At 48.5% G+C, this 16,515-nt stretch carries 14 protein-coding genes; 11 read left to right on the forward strand and 3 right to left on the reverse strand.

Features of this window, described 5'->3' with window-relative positions; translation table 11 throughout:
• Window positions 1-410 precede the first annotated feature (410 nt).
• The 6 genes from VF685_RS09225 to VF685_RS09250 all read left to right on the forward strand — a co-directional run bounded on the left by VF685_RS09225 (window position 411) and on the right by VF685_RS09250 (window position 6,279).
• Window positions 411-1,394: a sulfonate ABC transporter substrate-binding protein gene (locus VF685_RS09225; RefSeq protein WP_286385161.1), complete on the forward strand. Its 984-nt coding sequence runs from the start codon at window positions 411-413 to the stop codon at window positions 1,392-1,394.
• Window positions 1,395-1,404: 10 nt separating this feature from the next.
• Complete coding sequence (locus VF685_RS09230; RefSeq protein ID WP_160240812.1) at window positions 1,405-2,400, forward strand: aliphatic sulfonate ABC transporter substrate-binding protein; 996 nt, start codon at window positions 1,405-1,407, stop codon at window positions 2,398-2,400.
• 36 nt (window positions 2,401-2,436) lie between these two features.
• Window positions 2,437-3,612 carry an FMNH2-dependent alkanesulfonate monooxygenase gene (ssuD, locus tag VF685_RS09235; protein ID WP_180074849.1) on the forward strand — a complete coding sequence of 392 codons (1,176 nt, stop codon included), beginning with the start codon at window positions 2,437-2,439 and terminating at the stop codon, window positions 3,610-3,612.
• Window positions 3,612-4,427, forward strand: a complete 816-nt coding sequence (ssuC, locus tag VF685_RS09240) for an aliphatic sulfonate ABC transporter permease SsuC (RefSeq protein WP_180074848.1) — start codon at window positions 3,612-3,614, stop codon at window positions 4,425-4,427. The genes ssuD and ssuC overlap by 1 nt, the downstream gene beginning before the upstream one ends.
• A 13-nt stretch (window positions 4,428-4,440) precedes the next feature.
• The gene (locus VF685_RS09245) at window positions 4,441-5,244 is read left to right on the forward strand and encodes an ABC transporter ATP-binding protein (RefSeq protein ID WP_016658676.1); all 804 of its coding nucleotides are present in this window, start codon (window positions 4,441-4,443) and stop codon (window positions 5,242-5,244) included.
• Between the two features lie 381 nt (window positions 5,245-5,625).
• Window positions 5,626-6,279, forward strand: coding sequence for a TetR family transcriptional regulator C-terminal domain-containing protein (locus tag VF685_RS09250; protein WP_005181018.1), 654 nt, complete (start codon window positions 5,626-5,628; stop codon window positions 6,277-6,279).
• A 43-nt stretch (window positions 6,280-6,322) separates the two neighbouring features.
• Here VF685_RS09250 and VF685_RS09255 read toward each other — a convergent pair whose 3' ends face one another.
• Complete coding sequence (locus VF685_RS09255) at window positions 6,323-6,889, reverse strand: 5'-methylthioadenosine/S-adenosylhomocysteine nucleosidase family protein (RefSeq protein ID WP_005181021.1); 567 nt, start codon at window positions 6,887-6,889, stop codon at window positions 6,323-6,325.
• Window positions 6,890-7,187: 298 nt separating this feature from the next.
• Here VF685_RS09255 and ribF point away from each other — a divergent pair, with 298 nt between their 5' ends.
• The 5 genes from ribF to VF685_RS09280 all read left to right on the forward strand — a co-directional run bounded on the left by ribF (window position 7,188) and on the right by VF685_RS09280 (window position 12,787).
• Window positions 7,188-8,192: a riboflavin biosynthesis protein RibF gene (ribF, locus tag VF685_RS09260; protein ID WP_016658673.1), complete on the forward strand. Its 1,005-nt coding sequence runs from the start codon at window positions 7,188-7,190 to the stop codon at window positions 8,190-8,192.
• A 61-nt stretch (window positions 8,193-8,253) separates the two neighbouring features.
• Entirely contained in the window at window positions 8,254-11,100 is a 2,847-nt protein-coding gene (gene ileS, locus VF685_RS09265; protein WP_104472324.1) for an isoleucine--tRNA ligase, read from the forward strand.
• On the forward strand, window positions 11,093-11,632 hold the full coding sequence (gene lspA, locus VF685_RS09270; protein WP_163170499.1) for a signal peptidase II: 540 nt from the start codon (window positions 11,093-11,095) through the stop codon (window positions 11,630-11,632). The genes ileS and lspA overlap by 8 nt, the downstream gene beginning before the upstream one ends.
• On the forward strand, window positions 11,625-12,107 hold the full coding sequence (locus tag VF685_RS09275) for an FKBP-type peptidyl-prolyl cis-trans isomerase (RefSeq protein WP_005181033.1): 483 nt from the start codon (window positions 11,625-11,627) through the stop codon (window positions 12,105-12,107). The genes lspA and VF685_RS09275 overlap by 8 nt, the downstream gene beginning before the upstream one ends.
• A gap of 137 nt (window positions 12,108-12,244) precedes the next feature.
• The gene (locus VF685_RS09280; RefSeq protein WP_005181039.1) at window positions 12,245-12,787 is read left to right on the forward strand and encodes an NADPH-dependent FMN reductase; all 543 of its coding nucleotides are present in this window, start codon (window positions 12,245-12,247) and stop codon (window positions 12,785-12,787) included.
• Window positions 12,788-13,290: 503 nt separating this feature from the next.
• On the opposite strand, the gene VF685_RS09285 is transcribed toward VF685_RS09280, so the two are convergent.
• Window positions 13,291-14,457, reverse strand: coding sequence for a PQQ-dependent sugar dehydrogenase (locus tag VF685_RS09285; RefSeq protein WP_005181040.1), 1,167 nt, complete (start codon window positions 14,455-14,457; stop codon window positions 13,291-13,293).
• A 370-nt stretch (window positions 14,458-14,827) separates the two neighbouring features.
• On the reverse strand, window positions 14,828-16,177 hold the full coding sequence (locus tag VF685_RS09290; protein WP_016658670.1) for an aromatic acid/H+ symport family MFS transporter: 1,350 nt from the start codon (window positions 16,175-16,177) through the stop codon (window positions 14,828-14,830).
• Window positions 16,178-16,515: the final 338 nt, after the last annotated feature.

A 16,515-nucleotide genomic window follows, 5' to 3' on the forward strand; every position in this document is an offset into this window, starting at 1 on the left:
GAAAAAAATGCAAAAAAATCCAAGTCACTAAAAAAGAGCTAACTCGCCCTTAAAAGAGCGAGAATGCGCTCTTTATGCTTGTTCAAGGCCGGCTTTAGCTCAATTTGACATATGCTTATCTGCAGCCGGCCCAATTCTGCTGCATCTTACATTAGCAGGAATGGGCATAAGCTTATTCCTGCGCCTTCAATTCCATAAAAATATTTTAAATACAACAATTTAACACTTAAGCTTTTAATAGATTATCTATTTTATAAATCAGATTTATGCATAAGATTTGCACATCTTTATTTATCTTTTTTCCTGATTAGAAATTCCTGATTTGTTATTTTTTTCGAAAAAGAAAAATCTTTAAGGTAGCTCTCATTCTCCACTTTTGAATTTTTTAATTTCCGAGAGCAGGTATTTTCATGAGCAGCCTACGCCGTATTTTTTCAACTCGAAGCGCTATTTTATCTGCCGTGGTGGCGGGTGCCATGTTCATGACTGCCTGTAGCAGCCCCAAAGACGCCGACAACATTATCCTGAATATCGGCTTCCAGAAATACGGCATTTTACCGATTGTCAAAGAGCGCGGTGAACTGGAGCAGGCCCTAAAAGCCCAGGGTGTACAGGTGAAATGGGTAGAATTTCCAGCCGGTCCGCAATTATTGGAAGGTTTAAATGTCGGCAGTGTGGCCTTTGGTGAAGCCGGCGAAGCACCGCCCATTTTTGCGCAGGCAGCCAATTCCAAACTGGTTTATGTGGCCAACCAGCTTAAAGCGCCGCTAGCTGAGGCCTTAATTGTGCCTAAAGATTCGGCCATTCAGTCGGTGCAGGATCTAAAAGGCAAACGCATTGCTCTGAACAAAGGCTCCAATGTGCATTATCTGCTGCTGAAGCTGTTAGCAGCCAACCAGCTTAGCCTGCACGATATTCAAGTGGTGTATTTACCCCCATCCGATGCCCGCGCAGCCTTTGAACGTGGTTCGGTGGATGCCTGGGTGATCTGGGACCCATTCTTTGCCGCAGCCGAACATCAGATTGGCGCACGGGTCATTGCCACCGGCGAAAATCTGGTCAGCAACCATCAGTTCTATCTGGCGGATCGTCAGTTTGCCGAGCAGCATCCGCAGGTTCTAGACACCGTGGTGCAAAGCTTGAACAGCACCACACAATGGGTGGTCCAGCATCAGGATGAAGCGGCTCAACTGCTGCAAAAACCGACCGGCCTGGATGTCGAGGTCTTAAAAACTTCAATTTCCCGTATGGGCTTTGGCGTACAGGCCATCTCTAGTGACGTGGCCAAAGAACAGCAATATGTAGCTGATGCCTTTTATCAGCAAAAGCTGATTCCACAGCAAATTCAGATTCAGGCGGCCCTGCTGAATACGCAGTCGACACAACAAGAATGAGGAATAAAAGATGCGTAAATTAACAACCTGGGCGCTGCTGGGCATTTCCACGCTGGGACTGGGTCTCAGCGGCTGCCAGAAACCGGAAGCCCACAAGGCGGTAACAGACAACAACTCAACTGAACAGGCGGTGAAAACCATTTCTATTGGCTACCAGAAATCTTCCTTAAATTTACTGGTGGCACGTGATGAAAAACTGCTGGAACAGCAGTTCCCACGAGCCAAAATTGAATGGAAAGAATTTCCGGCCGGACCCCAAATGCTGGAAGCCCTGGCCGTTGGCGCAGTCGATTATGGTTCAGTGGGGAATACCCCGCCCATTTTTGCCCAGGCGGCTGGCAAGGAGCTGAACTATGTCGGCTATGAAGTCTATGCCGACCATTCGCTGGCCTTAGTGGTGCCGCAGCAAAGTGCCATACAGACCCTGCAGGATTTAAAAGGCAAACGTATTGCCCTGCAAAAAGGCTCCAATGCCCATGAATTTCTGGCCAAAGTGCTGGCCAAAGCCAACTTGAACTGGTCAGATATTCAGCCAATCTGGCTGCCACCGGCCGATGCACGTGCTGCCTTTGACAAGCAGTCGATTGATGCCTGGGCCATCTGGGACCCGTTCCTGTCTGCGGCTGAACTGCATGGACAGGCCCGCCCGCTGATCAAGACCGGTGAGTTTGACCAGACCTATTCGTTTTATGTGGCCAATCCCAAATTTATTGCCGCACATCCACAGGCCACCACCGGCTTTCTGACGGCCCTGAATGCCGCGGATCAGTGGATTGTTAAACACCAGTCTCAGGCCCTAGAAATTTATCAGAAAAATACCGGCCTGGACCCGGCGGTCGCCAAAAACGCCTTTGACCGCCGCCTGAAACCATCACCGATTCAAAGCTTAAATCCGACGGTCATTCAGGCTCAGCAGAAAATTGCTGACCAGTTCTATCAGCTCAAGCTGATTCCAAAACCGATTGAGGTCCAGCCCATTGTCTGGACGGCTCCAACTGCAGATTGATGACCGAGTAATCCCATTGAAATAAAGGACGATAATATGAAAATTTTCTGGTTTATTCCCACCCATGGTGACAGTCGTTATTTAGGTACCAGCAAAGGTGGCCGTCAGGTCGATCATGCCTATATGAAACAGATTGCGGTGGCAGTGGACAATTTAGGTTATGAAGGTGTGCTGATTCCAACCGGCCGTTCTTGCGAAGATCCGTGGATTACTGCAGCCAGTTTAATTGATGCGACCCAGAACCTGAAATTTCTGGTGGCCTTGCGTCCAGGCGTGACCACACCGGCTTTAGCAGCGCGTATGGCGGCGACGTTTGACCGTTTATCTGGCGGCCGGGTATTGCTGAATCTGGTCACGGGTGGTGATGAACAGGAACTGAAAGGTGATGGTGTCTATGAAGATCATGCCACGCGTTATCAAACGGCTGCGGAATACACCACCATCTGGCGTGAAATTTTAACCCGCTCGCATACAGGTGAATCGTTCAGCTTCCACGGCGAACGTTTACAGGTCGATGAAGCCAAGCTGCTCTATCCACCAGTCCAGCAACCATATCCACCGCTCTGGTTTGGTGGCTCTTCCGATGCAGCCATTGAGCTGGCCACCGATCAGGTCGACACCTATTTAACCTGGGGCGAACCGCCGGCAGCAGTAAAAGAAAAAATTGAAACGGTACGTGCCAAAGCCGCGGCCAAAGGCCGCAGTCTAAACTATGGCATCCGTCTGCATGTGATTGTACGTGAAACCAATGAGCAAGCCTGGCAAGCAGCCAACGCGCTGATCCAGTATGTCGATGATGCCACCATTGCCGCAGCACAGGCCAAGTTTAAAGCGATGGATTCCGTCGGTCAGCGCCGTATGGCTGAACTGCACAATGGCGATCGCAGCAAACTGGAAGTCTCCCCAAATCTTTGGGCAGGCGTAGGCCTGGTACGTGGTGGAGCCGGTACGGCACTGGTCGGTGACCCTGAAACAGTGGCGGCCCGTATTCAGGAATATGCCGACCTGGGTATTAGCACCTTTATTTTCTCCGGCTATCCGCATCTGGAAGAATCCATCCGTTTTGCCGAACTGGTGTTCCCGCTGTTGCCGCTGGAAACCCGCAAGAAACTGGCACAACCGAATTTGACCGGTCCTTTTGGGGAAATTGTTGCGAATAACTATGTCGCCGCAGACAGCCAGGCGAGCAAACAGCTGAAGGAGCCGGCCTGATGAGTAAAACCATTTCCCTGGAGCAGCTGGCAGAGGCCAAAGTTTCACGTGGAACATCATTTGGGCAGCGGGTGCTGCCCTGGCTGGTGCCATTATTACTGATTGCTTTCTGGCAACTGGCCTCAAGTACCGGCCTGCTGGAAAGCCGGATTTTACCGGCACCAACGGCAGTGGTTAGTGCCTTCTGGGGCTTACTGGTCAGTGGCGAGCTGTGGCAGCACGTTCAGGTCAGTGCCGGACGTGCCCTCCTCGGCTTGTTGATTGGCGGTGGTTTGGGCCTGCTGCTGGGTCTGTTAAATGGCTCCTCCAAAACCGCCTCGACCCTGCTGGACACCACCTTGCAGATGATCCGCAATATTCCGGCTTTGGCGCTGATTCCGCTGGTGATTCTCTGGTTCGGGATTGATGAAACAGCCAAATTATTTCTGGTTGCGATTGGCGTGTTCTTCCCGATTTACATCAACACCTATCATGGTATTCGCTCGGTCGATCCACAGCTGATTGAAATGGGCAAAAACTACGGCCTGAGCCGCTGGCAGCTGTATAAGGAAATTATCTTGCCGGGTGCAATGCCTTCAATTCTGGTCGGTCTGCGCTTTTCTTTAGGTCTGGTCTGGGTGCTGCTGATTGTCGCCGAAACCATCTCCGCCCAGTCCGGGATTGGCTATATGACCATGAACGCGCGTGAGTTTTTACAGACCGATATCGTGCTGGTCGGCATCCTGCTGTATGCCCTGCTGGGTAAACTGGCCGATGTGCTGGCCGTGGCTTTGGAACGCTATTTACTGCGCTGGCATGCCGGTTACCAGAAATAAGGAGTAAGCGAAGATGAGTAATTTAATTGCCGGCTTGCATGCCGAGCACAGCAGCCCGAAACTGCGCAGCAATCCGGATATTCAGCCGCAGGCGGTGGCAGGCGCGGAAATCCTGATTGAGCAGTTACACAAGTTTTATGGTTCGGTGAAGGTGCTGCAAGACCTAGACCTGCATATTCAGCCGGGCGAATTTCTGGCCATTGTCGGACGCAGTGGTTGTGGCAAAAGCACCCTGCTGCGTTTAATTGCCGATCTGGAAAAACCAAGCTACGGCGAAATCAAATTTAAGTCGGCACGGCATATCCGCGAAGGCATTACCTCGGATGATATCCGGGTGATGTTTCAGGACCCGCGTCTGCTACCGTGGCGCAGTATCGAGCAGAATGTGCAACTTGGTCTGGGCAAAGACCAGTACGCACATGCCAGTGCATTACTGGAAAAAGTTGGTCTGAAAGATAAAGCTGGCCTATGGCCCTCACAACTGTCTGGCGGTCAGCGACAACGTACCGCGCTGGTACGTGCCCTGTCACATCAACCGCGGATTTTATTGCTAGATGAACCCTTGGGCGCACTGGATGCCCTGACCCGTCTGGAAATGCAGAAGCTGATTGAACGGCTCTGGACCGAACAGGGCTTTACTGCCATTTTAGTCACCCATGATGTCAGTGAAGCGGTACAGCTGGCCGACCGGATTATTCTGCTCGATCGTGGTCATATTGCCAAAACCTTTCAGGTCAATTTACCGCGTCCACGACAAAAAAGTATCGCCTTTGCCGAACTGGAGCAGCAGGTGCTAGATGCAGTCTTGGCCACGTGAGGATTAATTTTGGTCTGAGCTTGCCCCGCCGCTTTACCCTTAAATTCCGGCTCAATTTAAGGGTAAAACTTCATCTCGGTTTATGAAACTTTTGTGACATAGGCCCGAATAGATGCAGGATTATTTCTATAAACTATGTCTTATATTTTGATTTAAAATAAAAGAATAAAAAATCTTTGAAATCAAGTCTTCAGTTATATTTTTTACCAGACTCAAAAAGTGTGCTTTATAGGGCTTAAATTTAACAATCCTGGGGAAATTATTAGTTAATCTACAAAATTCTGCTGCATTTATCATAATTTGCAATAGACGAGGATGCACAAAACTGATGATTTGACGTACAATTCGTGATTCCCCCTTTTCATTGTTTTTTAATTGCTAATGGAACAAAAAAAGAGTACTCAAAAACGACATCAGTTGCTGAACGCAGCACTCGACGTATTTTCCTTATACGGTTTTAATGGGGCGAGCTTAGATGAAATCGCTCAGATTGCAGAAATGCATAAGTCGAATATTTTCTATTACTATGAAAATAAAGAAGCGTTATATGTAGAAGTGCTGACCACTGTATTACAGAAATGGCTGGCGCCACTGCAAATGCTGGAAGCCGAGCTTGAACCTGAAGAAGCGATCACCAACTACTTATTGCAAAAGATTGAAGTGTCTCGCACCCAGCCAAAAGCTTCACGCCTGTTTGCGCTGGAAGTGATTCAGGGTGCCCCGCATATTCTGGAAATCCTGAAAGGTCCGCTGAAAAAACTGGTCAAGCGTAAAGCCAAAGTCATCAGCAACTGGCAGGAACAAGGCAAAATCTCCAAAGATATTGACCCTGAACTGCTGATTCTGAATATTTGGGCCCTGACCCAGAACTATGCAGACTTCGCGACGCAAATGGAAATGGTCACCGGCAAAACCCTGCGCAACCGCAGCATGCAGCAGCGCATTATCCAGCATACCGTGCATCTGATGCTTTATGGTATTGTGCCGCGTCCAGAACTGAATACCGCACCTCCCTCAGAATCAATCGACGATTGAGCATGATTTTGGCATACGACCATAGTTTGCTATGGTCGCCGAACTAAAAACCACTCTGCTGATATAACGACAATAATTTTTTCGCCCCCAGCAACAGATTTTCTTCCCAGTCCAGATGTGCCGTATCGTTGGCGCCATCGGTAATATATTTGACGGAAATCAGCCGTACATCCAGTTTTTTGCAGACCTTGGCCAGCGCATAGCCTTCCATATCCACCAGATTACAGGCCACTTTCGGTGTACCAGTTTCAAAGCTGTCACCGGTGCCACAAATACCAGCCGGTAAATGGGAAAAATGCTGCGGCAAATGAATTTCCGCCGGATGATCGTCATCCATGGGTGTCACTCCGACCTGAAAACCCAACGGCGATACATCCATATCACGCTGTACAAACTGGGTCACTTCCACCAGCTCATGCGCATTAAAATAGGAGCTGCCGGCCGTACCTAAATTTAACAGGGTTTTACAGCCAGTTTTCTGAATTACCTCAAAGGCTTTAAAGGCAGCATTAATCTTGCCAATACCACTATAATGCACCTCGATGCCAGCCTGTTCAAACAGACCTTTGGATTCACTCGGCAATGCCATAATTAAGGCCAGATCCGACATTATTGCTTCTCTACCGCAGTTGCTGGGAGCCACATTAGAAAGCAAAAGGCAGAAAAATAAAAGCTATCCCTGAAATGACAGGTCTTCCAACGACTCCACTTTTTTTCATATCTATGCAGCTTTTCAGTACTGGCTACGCGTTTCCATTTTCATTCGCTCCTGATAAAAACCCGCCAGTGCTGTGGCACCGGTCAAAAATGAGCAAGAAAAATTTTGCATAAAAACAGAACAACAAGACGAATGTGTGAGAATATGGCAATATATAGCCTTTCTTAATGTATAACGTCATTCTTTGCCCATGCAGCTCCTCCGTCTGAATGCTTTAGCGCCTGATTTTCAACTGGAAAAAACTGCCGTTACCATCGGTAATTTTGACGGCGTGCATTTGGGACATCAGGCCATGATTGCCCAGCTAAAACAGCTGGCAGCAGCCCAGCAGCTGAAAACCCTAGTGATGATTTTCGAGCCACAGCCGCTGGAATTTTTTAAAGGCTATGAGGCACCGCCGCGCATCAGCTCCTTAAGAGAAAAAGTCGAATACTTAACCGAGCTGGGTGTAGACTATATTGCAGTCGCCAAATTTGATAATTATTTCCGCAGCTTAAGCGCCGAAGCCTTTGCCGACATACTCAAATATAAACTCAATGCCCACAGTCTGGTGCTGGGTGATGACTTCCATTTTGGCAAAAACCGTCAGGGCAATAGCGAGTTTTTGCAGCAATACGGCTTTCAGGTCACCAACTTAAACACTATTCTGGCCGATGGTGAACGGGTCAGCTCGACCCGGATCCGTCAGACCTTGCAGGCCGGCAATTTAGCGCTGGCAGCCAAATTGCTGGGGCGCCCGTATAGCATTACTGGCCGGGTACAATACGGCGACCAGATTGGCCGGACCATTGATTTTCCAACCATTAATGTCCGTCTGAACCGGCATAAACCCTGCCTGAACGGGATTTATGGCGTGGAAGTGCTCTGTGAAACTGAATCCTTACAAGCCAAAGTTCAGGCAGAGAATCCGAACCAGCCGGGAATTGCCGGCTATGACCCGACCGCGCTGTTTGGCGCCGGTCATGTCGGCACCCGACCAGCCATCAAACAGGACCATCCGGAATGGCGATTAGAAGTACATTTCCCCGAGGTTTCTGCTAATCTGTATGGCCTGTTAATGCGGGTGACGTTCTTAAACTATTTACATGGCGAAAAGGACTATCCTTCGCTTGAAGCCTTAAAAGCTGGAATTGATGATGATGTGGAGAAACTGCTTGAGTTTCGCCGCAGCACCCCAAAATTCCCTTTTGAATAACTCACATTTTTACTGTAAAACGTGTCAGTCAAATGGCTGATTAAATTGGAAGACAACTTGCATGAGCGATAAGCAAACTCCTGAAAATGCAGTGGACTATAAAGCCACACTGAACCTCCCAGGTACTGACTTTGCAATGAAAGCAAACCTCGCAGTACGTGAAGCGAAATGGTTAGAAGAGTGGTATGCCGATGACATTTATCAGCAGATTCGTGCATCGCGTATCGGCAAGAAAAAATATGTGCTTCATGACGGCCCTCCGTATGCCAATGGTCAAATCCACCTTGGTCACGCGGTCAACAAGGTCCTGAAAGACATCATCATTAAAAGTCGTGTCATGGACGGTTTTGACGCGCCATATGTGCCAGGCTGGGACTGTCACGGTCTTCCAATTGAACTGAAAGTTGAAGAAAAAGTTGGCAAAGTCGGCGTCAAAGTTGATGCTTCGACCTTCCGTAAAGCCTGCCGTGAATATGCCTACACCCAGGTCGAACTACAAAAGAAAGACTTTATCCGTATGGGCGTGTTCGGCGACTGGAACAACCCATACCTGACCATGAACTTCAAGCAGGAAGCAGATATTGTCCGTTCTCTGGGTGCCATTGCCAAAGCCGGTCATATCGAGCCAGGCCTGAAGCCAGTGAACTGGTGTCTGGACTGTGGTTCAGCGCTGGCAGAAGCTGAAGTTGAATATGAAGATAAAAAATCCGATGCGATTGACGTCGGTTTTACAGTGGTTGACTTAGCTGATTTGTCTGCACGTTTGGGTGTTGACGTTAAAGACTCAACCGATATCGTGATCTGGACCACCACCCCATGGACCCTGCCAGCCAACCAAGCCGTGGCATTACATGCCGAACTTGAATATCAACTGGTCAAGGCGCGTGGTGAAGAACAGGCCGAGCAAAACTTTATTCTGGCAAAAACACTGGTAGAATCTGCGACCCAGCGTTATGGCTTCAGCTCGGTTGAAGTGCTGGCCGAGTTTGCCGGTAGCAAACTGGAAAATCTGGTGCTGCAACATCCGTTAATTACTGAGCGTCAAGTGCCGGTGATTCTGGGTGAACACGTCACCGATGCCAGCGGTACAGGTGCCGTGCATACTGCACCGGGCCACGGTGTAGACGACTATAAAGTCGGCCTGCAATACAACCTGAAAGTCGACAACCCGGTGGGCGGCAATGGCGTGTATTTACCGACTGCGCCAATTTTTGCCGGTGAACATATTTATAAAGCCAATCCGCAAATTATTGCTGCGCTGGGCGAAGCCAACAAATTGTGGGCACATCATCCAATCAAGCATAGCTATCCGCACTGCTGGCGTCATAAAACCCCGATTATCTTCCGTGCCACACCACAATGGTTTATCAGCATGGATGCCAAAGGTTTACGCCAAGGCGCCCTGAATGCAATTGAAAACGAGATCAGCTTCGTGCCAGATTGGGGTAAAAACCGGATTCAGGCAATGATCGAAGGCCGTCCGGACTGGTGTATTTCGCGTCAGCGTACCTGGGGCGTACCAATCCCGTTCTTCGTGCATAAAGACACCAACGAACTGCATCCACGTACCCCTGAACTGATCGAAGAAGTGGCTAAACTGATCGAACAGGAAGGTATTGATGGCTGGTATAACCGTGAAGCCAAAGACTTCATTGGTGATGATGCTGAACACTACAACGCCGTACGTGACACCTTAGACGTCTGGTTTGACTCGGGTACAACCCACTATGCCGTGCTGCGTGAACGTGAAGAGCTGCAAGATCCGGCCGATCTGTACCTTGAAGGTTCGGATCAGCACCGTGGCTGGTTCCAGTCTTCACTGCTGACCTCGATTGCGATCAATGAACGTGCGCCATACAAAGGCTTGTTAACGCATGGTTTCGTGGTCGATGAAAAAGGCCGCAAAATGTCGAAGTCACTCGGGAATATCATTACCCCGCAAGACATCATTAAAGACATGGGTGCAGACGGCTTACGTTTCTGGATTGCCTCTGCGGATTACCGTTATGAAATGACCGCCGGTAAAGAAATCTTTAGCCGTGCCTCAGACGGTTACCGCCGTATTCGTAACACGCTGCGTTTCTTGCTGGCCAACTTAAACGGCTTTAAACCATCGACTGATGCCCTGCCGGTGGATCAGCTGATTGCGCTGGATCAATACATCCTGCAACGTGCGTCTGAAGTACAAGAAACCATCAAGAAAGCCTATGAAGATATGAACTTCCATATCGTCACCAGCGCCTTGACCAACTTCTGTATTAATGACTTGGGTGGTTTCTACCTCGACATCATCAAAGACCGTCAGTACACCACCAAAGCGGACTCGCAAGCGCGTCATTCTGCACAAACTGCGCTGTATCACCTGGTACAGGCCTTTGTACGCTGGATGGCGCCAATCCTGAGCTTCACTGCCCAAGAAGCATGGCCACTGATTCCTGAGCAATCAGAAAAATATGTATTCACCGCTGAATGGTATGAGCTGCCGGTGGCCTCTGAAGCCAACGTGCTGGCTGAAAGCGAATGGCAGACTTTAATTGCAGTAAAATCTGCCGTGAACAAGTTTATTGAAGCGGCGCGTACTGCAAAAACCGTCGGTTCGAACCTGTCTGCCAAAGTGGAGCTGTGGGCCAATGCCGAGCTGAAAGCAGTGCTGGATAAACTGGGCGATGAACTGCGTTTTGTCCTGATTACCTCTCAGGTGATTGTGAATGAGTTTGATGCCGCACAAGGCGAAGCTTCTGATCTTGACGGTCTGAACGTGAAAGTGTCTGCGGCAGATGGCGAGAAATGTGTACGCTGCTGGCACGTCCTGCCAGATGTGAATACACATCCTGCACATCCAGGTTTATGTGGTCGTTGTATTATTAACCTCCCGACAGGCCAAGGCGAAGAGAGAAAATATGCCTAATCCACAACCGAAAAAGGGCTTATTCCAGTTCTATCCACACAATTTGTGGTGGATCGGACTGTCTATTGTGGCGATTATTCTGGATCAATGGACCAAATGGATTGCAGTCACCCATCTGAATTATGCAGATCCGGTGCCTGTGCTGCCCTTTTTAAATTGGACATTACTGCATAACTATGGCGCAGCCTTTAGTTTCTTGTCCGATGCGGGTGGCTGGCAACGCTATTTCTTCACCTCACTGGCAGGTTTGGTGTCCGTGATCTTTGTGTTCTGGCTGATGCGTATGCCAAAGAACATGCTGGTATTACCGCTGGCCATTGCCCTGATTCTGGGCGGGGCCATTGGTAACCTGATTGATCGGGTCGCTCTGGGCTATGTGGTCGACTTTATTCATGTTTACTACAACAACAGCCACTTCCCTGCCTTTAATATTGCAGATAGTGCCATTACCTTAGGCGCCATCTTGCTTCTTATTGACACGTTTTTCCTGGAAAAACACCGTATTCAACGTGCGCAGGCGCAACATGACTGAATTTATCAATCCGAACGAAGACACTCGTATTGAAGCGGGTTCTAAAGTTGAACTTCATTTTTCTGTGGCCATTGAAAGCGGTCCGGAAATTGACAATACCCGTAGCCGTGCCGAACCGGTCAGTCTGGTGATGGGCGATGGCAGCCTGTTACCGGGTTTTGAAAAAGCCCTGTTTGGCTTGCGTGCTGGTGACCGTCGTACCGTCAGCCTGCCGCCCGAAGAAGCTTTTGGTCCATGGAACCCGGAAAATGTCCAAACCTTTGACACCGTCAAGTTTGAACAGCGTCCGGTTGAAGGCCACATGATCGAGTTTGAAGACAAGGCCAAACAAAGCCTGTATGGCGTGGTCAAATCGGTCAATGATGACATCACTGAAGTCGACTTTAACCATCCACTGGCTGGCAAAGATATTACCTTTGAAGTGGAAATCTTTAAAGTCACTCCAGCGGGCCAGCAAGGCATTCAACTGAAATAAAAGTTCGCATTTTTGAAAAGCTCCTTCGGGAGCTTTTTTTATGCCATTTTCATGATGCAAATACAAACTGACTCTATTCAGGCTAACGCAATTCACGTTAATTTGATCCCTACAGCAAAAACAACACAGGATAAAATATGAATATTCAGATTATTGTCGGCAGTGTACGCGAGGGACGTACCGCTATTAAAGTCGCACACTGGGTACAGCAGGCCATTAAAAGCTATAACTTTAGTACCGTGCAAACCGAGCTGGTCGATTTAAAAGAATGGAACCTGCCACTATTTGCCGGTCCGAATCCGCCGCTAAGCGGTATTTATGACCAGCCGCGTCAACAGGAATGGGCCGACAAAATTGCCCAGGGCGATGCCTTTATTTTTATCAGCCCCGAATATAACCATGGCTATAGCCCGGCCTTAAAAAATGCGCTGGATTACTTAGGCAAAGAATGGCAAGGCAAACCGGCGGCTTATATCGGCTATGGTGCCACCAATGGATCACGCTCGATTGACCAGATCCGTCAGGTCGGCACCCAGCTGGGACTGATTGACAGCAATGCAGTGGTGGAAATCCGCGATATTTTTAGCCGTAACCGTAGCGAAAGCTTTGAACCGAATGAATTTGATGACAAGACCCTGAAACAGGTAGTTGACAAGCTGATTCAATATGTCAGCTCATAATGCCAGCAGCCCTGTAAGCATTTTCTTACAGCAGCTGTGGTGAACTGCGACTAGGGCGCAGAGCGCTTTCATTTTATAGTACCCACATACAGAGACAGGAGGTCTCTTAAATCAAAACAATAACAATAAAAGCAACAACAGCAGGATGCTGATCGGTACGACAGGAGTTATACCGGAATAATGAATCCAGAGAAGCCCGGACAGGATGTTCGGGCTTCTTTTATTTCAGTCCTTTATTTTCTGGTTGGTGTGGATGATGCGCTATTTTAAATCAATCGCTGTTGTACACCTGAGCGTACAGTACTTGTCGGGTTTTGCGGCTGGTTGGTTCTGATCGCCTGACGTATATTAAAACCATACCGGGACAGGAGGTCTCGTTGCATAAAACAATAATCATAAGCCGCATGCAGGATGCACGCACAGATATAACAGGAGTGATATCTGAGAACTGAATCTAAAAAGCCCCGACAGGACGTCGGGGCTTTTTATTATCTACGAATTCATTATTTGGCTGTCATTTTCAGCAAGCTGGCGCCTTTACCATCTTCAATCACCCATAAATGACCGTCACGCGCTTCAATCACCCCGCGAATACGCTGTTTCATGTCCAGCCGTTGTACTTCACGTACCGGTTGAGCCTGGGTATCAATCACAATAATCGCCTGCGACGACAATCCTCCGGCAATGGCCTTATTTTTCCACTGTGGAAACTGATCGCCACGGTAAAAGATTAAACTCGAAGGTGAAATAACCGGGGTCCAGTCCAGTTCTGGCGCTTTAAATTCTGGCCGGGTCGCATGATCCGGAATTGGCTGACCACTATAATGATCGCCATTGGACACGATCGGATAGCCATAATTGGCGCCTTTTTCAATCCGGTTCAGCTCATCTCCGCCTTTGGGTCCCATCTCAATTACCCACAGCTGCCCCGCCGGGTCAAATGCCATACCTAAGGGATTCCGATGCCCCAAGCTCCATACCTGTGCCGCAATCTGGCCCTGAGCACGGAACGGATTATCTGGCGCAGCGCTACCATCTGCATTTAAACGTAAGATTTTCCCTAAATTGGAATTCAGGTCCTGTGCCGGGTCAAACTTTTGTCGCTCTCCCGAACTGACCCACAAATAGCCGGCCTGATCAAATAACAGCCGGTGGGCATAATGCCCCTGCCCCGGAACTTTCGGCACTTGGACCCAGATCTGCTGTACATTTTTCAATTGTGGCTGAGCCGCATCTTTTAAATCCAGCTCGGCACGCGCCACCACCGCGCCATAACCGCCTGTGCCGGCTTCCACATAACTTAAATAGACCCAGCGATTCTGGGCAAACTGTGGATGCAGCGCGACATCACCCAAACCGCCCTGCCCGCCATAGGCAACTTTGGGGACACCTTTAACCTCAAGCAGCAGTTTATTGCTCGGGTTAAACAATTTGAGTCGTCCACGCTTTTCAGTAATTAACAAGCGGCCATCGGGCAGCTCAGCCATCGCCCACGGTTCCTGTAAGCGCGCCACCCGTTCCAGCTGATAAGACTGGCTGGTCTTGCTAGTTTCACTGCTTTGGGCGGCTTTCGCTGAATTGGCAGGCTCGGTCTGGGCATTACATCCGGTGGTTAATCCTGCGATGAGCAATGCCGCAGGCCAGGTCAAATATTGTTGTAGTTTTGCCATGACATTTCCTAAAACAGAACAGACAATATTTTGATTGTAGCCCAAAGCCAGTTTTGACCAAGAGCACTTGCGTAACCTGCCGGACTTTGTCCGTTTTGGCTTACACCGAATGAAGACAATTGAGGCTAGGAGCAAACCCAGAATTTTCGTATTCTAAATTTATCAGGAAACAGGACGTTTCCCAAACGGAAAACAACAATAATTAGTTTGCGCACCAGGATCGTGAGGTACGACAGGAGTTATACCTAAAGCACGAAATACGAAGAAACCCCGTCAGGATGATGGGGTTTCTTTTTATCTGTGGTTTTTGTTTTCTTAATGCCATAAAAAAAGCCCCCAATCTATGGAGGCTTTTTTCATTTAATACCAATTAGGCTTTGGCAATCGCCGCTTTGCCTGCTTTAATCTGTTCTGCTTCATCTTCACTCATGATTAGCGCTACAGCAATTGCGGTAATCAATACCGGTAAACCGACAGCAATAAAGTTGAAGTGTGCTGGCAGGTTCATACCGAGTAAGCCACCAATCAGGATTGGTCCAACAATCGCACCCATACGGCCAATTGCAGATGACCAGCCAATTCCGGTTGAACGTACTGCCAGTGGATAGTATTGCGCCACATAACTATACAGCAACATTTGTGAACCGATTGACGCCGCACCCGCCAAGAATACCAAGATGTACAGCAAGAACTGGTTTGACTGGAAGCCCATCAGACTCATCACAATCGCGCCCATAATCCCCAGGAACATCAACACCGGTTTCAGATGGAAACGGTCAGCCAGAATACCACCGCCGACAATACCAACCACGGCACCCACGTTCATCACCATCATGAACATCAGACTATTGTCCATTGAATAGCCTGCCGCCATCATCAGTTTAGGCAACCAGCTGCTTAAGGCGTACATGGTCAGCAAGCAGGTAAAGAACGCTAACCAGAACAATAAGGTGTTTAACGCACGGCCACGTTTGAACAGACTTACCACGTTGGCTGCTTCCGGCACATCAACCTGATGCAGTTCAAATTTGGTTTCATTGCTAATCTGCACTTCTGGGGCCAAGCGGGCCATGATTGGACGCGCCTGTTCCTGCTTGTTCTCCTTCACAATAAACATCAGCGATTCAGGCAGGAATTTCCAGATAATTGGCAACAGCAACAGTGGAATACCGGCAATAAAGAACATGATTTCCCAGCCAAAGCTTGGGGTTAACCAGGCACCCAATAATGCTGCCATCACACCACCCACTGCATAACCACTAAACATGGTGGTCACCAGCGTACTACGCATGTTCTTTGGCGCGTATTCAGAGGTTAAAGCCACCAGGTTAGGCATCACCCCACCAATCCCTAAACCGGCCAGGAAGCGCAAAATACCGAATTCTGTCGGATTAGAAGCAAAGCCACCTGCGAAGGTTAGACCACTGAATAACACAATACAGATCATGATGACTTTTTTACGGCCAATTTTGTCGGCCAGCGAGCCGAAAATCATGGCACCGAACATCATCCCTGCCAATGCAGTACTGGCCAGCATACCGGCTTGCACCGCACTTAAGCCCCACTCGTCCATTAATAAAGGCAATACCACACCATTAATGGCTAAATCATAACCATCAAATAAAATGATCAGTAGACACCATGCCACTACATTAAAATGAAATGGTTTAAATTTTGCGTGATCAATGACATCATTTACGTTAATAGTTTGATGTGTCATTCCTCACCTCCTGTGAGTCTGTGTTTCAGTGAACTTCCATAGCAACCCATAATGAAGACCCTCATTTCGAGCCTTCTTCATCCACACTTTGCTAGCGGAGTAGATGGTGCAACTTTCACACAATTTACAGAAAATAAGAATTGAACATTAGTCTACAATCCTATTAATAATTAAAGTTTTATATATTATTCTCATTAGACATAAGTTTTATTTTGCTTTATTAAGCACACAAATTTTCTGCATAAAAAAATCCCCCTCGCTTTTGCTTGGGGGATTTTGAATAATGAGCTGGCGATGACTTACTCTCACATGGGTAACCCCACACTACCATCAGCGCG

It is taken from the genome of Acinetobacter sp. Brlt_5, from assembly GCF_051949055.1.
In the GTDB taxonomy this organism is placed as follows: domain Bacteria; phylum Pseudomonadota; class Gammaproteobacteria; order Pseudomonadales; family Moraxellaceae; genus Acinetobacter; species Acinetobacter indicus.